Source organism: Puniceispirillum sp. (SeqCode), assembly GCF_965657105.1.
In the GTDB taxonomy this organism is placed as follows: domain Bacteria; phylum Pseudomonadota; class Alphaproteobacteria; order Puniceispirillales; family Puniceispirillaceae; genus Puniceispirillum.
Window position 1 is genome coordinate 1 of the sequence record NZ_CBFHNB010000106.1, and the last position, 2,941, is coordinate 2,941.

5 protein-coding genes are annotated in these 2,941 nt (G+C 46.3%); 1 reads left to right on the forward strand and 4 read right to left on the reverse strand.

Annotated features, from left to right (window positions below; translation table 11 throughout):
* From ACTF7Q_RS10435 to ACTF7Q_RS10450, 4 genes are all read right to left on the reverse strand, one after another.
* Window positions 1-667: tetratricopeptide repeat protein (locus ACTF7Q_RS10435; protein ID WP_438997771.1), on the reverse strand; the 667-nt coding region annotated here is incomplete at its 3' end.
* 54 nt (window positions 668-721) lie between these two features.
* Window positions 722-1,129: a hypothetical protein gene (locus tag ACTF7Q_RS10440; protein ID WP_438997772.1), complete on the reverse strand. Its 408-nt coding sequence runs from the start codon at window positions 1,127-1,129 to the stop codon at window positions 722-724.
* A 52-nt stretch (window positions 1,130-1,181) separates the two neighbouring features.
* Window positions 1,182-1,550 (reverse strand): hypothetical protein, encoded by a 369-nt coding sequence (locus ACTF7Q_RS10445; RefSeq protein ID WP_438997773.1) that lies wholly within the window; start codon window positions 1,548-1,550, stop codon window positions 1,182-1,184.
* Between the two features lie 3 nt (window positions 1,551-1,553).
* Complete coding sequence (locus ACTF7Q_RS10450) at window positions 1,554-2,390, reverse strand: SDR family NAD(P)-dependent oxidoreductase (protein ID WP_438997774.1); 837 nt, start codon at window positions 2,388-2,390, stop codon at window positions 1,554-1,556.
* Window positions 2,391-2,559: 169 nt separating this feature from the next.
* Between ACTF7Q_RS10450 and ACTF7Q_RS10455 the strand changes: the two genes are divergently transcribed.
* The coding region (locus ACTF7Q_RS10455; RefSeq protein WP_438997775.1) for a cupin domain-containing protein at window positions 2,560-2,941 on the forward strand (382 nt) is incomplete at its 3' end.

Below are 2,941 nucleotides of genomic sequence, written 5' to 3' on the forward strand. Positions count from 1 at the left end.
CCTGTAGTACCTTGGTGTTTTCTGAATCATCGATGGTGATTTTAAGAATATCAAAATGATGTGAAGCACTCATGGCCTCGCTTTTTTCAAGCTGAGACAGTTTGGTTTTGATCATGCGTATCAATTGATCGGCTGTTAGCGGATCGTCCGGCGTGCCAAGGTCAGTTTGTTTTGTCTTTTTCGTATCATCTTTTTCGGGTTTGGGTGTTGGTGGGCTATGATCCTCATCCGATGGCGTATCCAGCTGGTCTATGCCAGTTTGATTGTCCATGTCATTAGCGTCAGCATCATCCCCATCCCCATCAGCCGTGACATTGTCATAATCATGATCACGATCCGTCGTATCAAGCGCAATATCAAGCGCAATATCAAGCTCGTTGGCAACATCATCAACATCTCTATTGCCCAGCTCTTTTGCCCGCCTTAACAGGGTCATTCCTTTATCAACATCTTTGTCTATTTTGTTGCCAGTGATCAACAAACGCCCCATCGCCAGCAAGGCGTCTGGGTTTTCTGCGTCACTGGCCAGCGTTAGGTAATGCAGGGCAACATCCCATGCCGCGTCAGTATCCGTTTTAACATCTTCATAAGCATCAAAGATGGCAAAGGCCGCGTTGCTATCACCAGCATCAGCTAAAATTTTGAGATTTGAAACGTCTATTGGCATTGGTTCACTAACTTGATCTGACGCGCTTCAACAAATCTTATAAAAATTCTAATATTAATTAGATTTTTTGCCAAATTGTTCTTTCATAGCGCCGAAAATTGAATCAAGTCGGGGTGGCTGACTACATTCGGCAATGAGGGTGACTTTCTCCTTTACCGGCTTGGCAAGGCCATCATAAACGAAATTGGGAAAAAGTGGGCTTATCGCCAGTTTGACAGTGACATTATCTGGCAGGGTCATACGCGCGATGCTACTATGAAAGCGAGCGCTGCGCCCGAGCTCAGGCACGGTAACAATGAAAACGTCATCTTCTATATCGCAACGATTATCTAGCGTCACGGAGACTATGATATCCTGTGGTGGGGCAAGGGCGGCTTTGATAGGCGGCACCAGGAACCAATAAGCAACAAACGCAAGCCCGATAAACAAGCTTGCTCCCGCACAATAAGCCAATACGCGCATTACATAGACCCCATCAAGACATAACAGCAGCATTCCACTGCAAGATATAGGCCTAATCTATCTCTATGCAATTATAAGTGAGGGTTTTGTCATCATTTATAATTTTAATGTAAATAGGCTTATCAAAATCAACCAATGTGGTGACTTTTGTTCCGTTTATATCTGCTTGACAAGAAAAGCTGTCACGGCCTGACTGCATGATCTCACAATACTCGCCCTCGGTTAGTTCGACCCATAGATTTTTTTTGGGACGCATTTCATAAATAGGGCTGAAAAATAATGTTGATTTCTTGCGAAAGCCGATCCAGTCCGCAGAATTATTGTCACAGAGTATAGTTGAAATACCAATCGCGATAGCGGATGATGGTGCCAGACAGACTGTCATCATCACGATCATTGATTTCATAATAGCATGTCGCATGATCTATATCCGGCGCGCTAGCGCATCGAGCGCCCGGCTGGATAAAAGGCGTTTGGCGACCATCATTAGACTGGTTGCCAGCGTTATGCGATAGCGCAATTTAGGCTGTTTTGACTCGGCGGCGTGAATCACAGCTTTTGTCACGGCATCGACTTGCAATTCGAATTTATCCTTGGGCGGATCAATAGCGCTAAGGCGTGGAATCAAGCCTTTACGATAAACAGGTTCCAATGCGGTACCTTCCCATTTTATCCAGCGTTGAAACTGAATATAGGCATTTTCGCGGATGCGTGTGCGAATGGGGCCTGGCTCGATGAGGATAATTTGTATGCCACTGCCATATAATTCAAGCCGCAAGGTATCGGTCAGACCTTCAAGGGCAAATTTAGTTGCGTTATAGGCGCCACGAAAGCGCATGGCGGCGAACCCCAGAACCGAAGAATTCTGAATGATACGACCTGAGTTTTGCGCGCGCATAAGCGGTATGACAGCGCGGGTCAGACTATGCCAGCCAAAGAAATTGGCTTCAAAAATGCTGCGTAAAGCGTCGGTTGGCAGATCTTCGACAGCAGCCGGAATGGCATAGGCGCCATTATTGAACAGCACATCAAGTCGCCCACCTGTTATGTTCAGCGTATCGGCTAAGCCGGACTCGATTGTTGCGGGTTTTTCATAATCGATTAAAACCGTATCGAGACCATATTTGGTGCGTAGCACGTCACAGTCTTGCTGTTTGCGACAGGATGCGATCACTAGCCATCCGCGTTTCTGTAATGCTATGGCTGTGTAGCGGCCAATCCCGCTGGAACATCCGGTGATGAGAATGCTTTGCTGTGTCATGATATACCCAAGCCGTCGTCCCTGTAATGGTATGTTGTGCCATAAAAAACGGAGCAGCAAAAGCTGCTCCGAGTTTAGGGAGAAAAATCATGCGTAATATATATACGGCATATTTACAAATTAGATTAGTTTTAGTGATACTAGTTAAATCCCCTTAAAGGAGTCGCACATGCCCAAAATAGATTATGAAACGCTGGACATGGCCAAAGGCCGTTATTTGCCATCTCTGGCCGCTTACACAAAAGGCATAACTGATAATTATGTCAAAGGCGCGGTGGGTGACCAGTCAGGGCTAACCCAGTTTGGTGTGAATAGGGCTATTCTGGATCCGGGTGCAGGCACGTCAATGCGGCATTGGCATGTCAATCAGGATGAATTTGTCATAGTGGTCGAAGGTAGCGTGACCCTGATCGATGATGACGGCGAACATGAATTACAGGCAGGCGATTGTGCAGGCTTTAAGGCGGGTGATGCGAATGGGCATCACATTATCAATAAATCAGACAAACCGGCAATCCTGTTTGAGATTGGCACGCGCACAAAGACCGAGA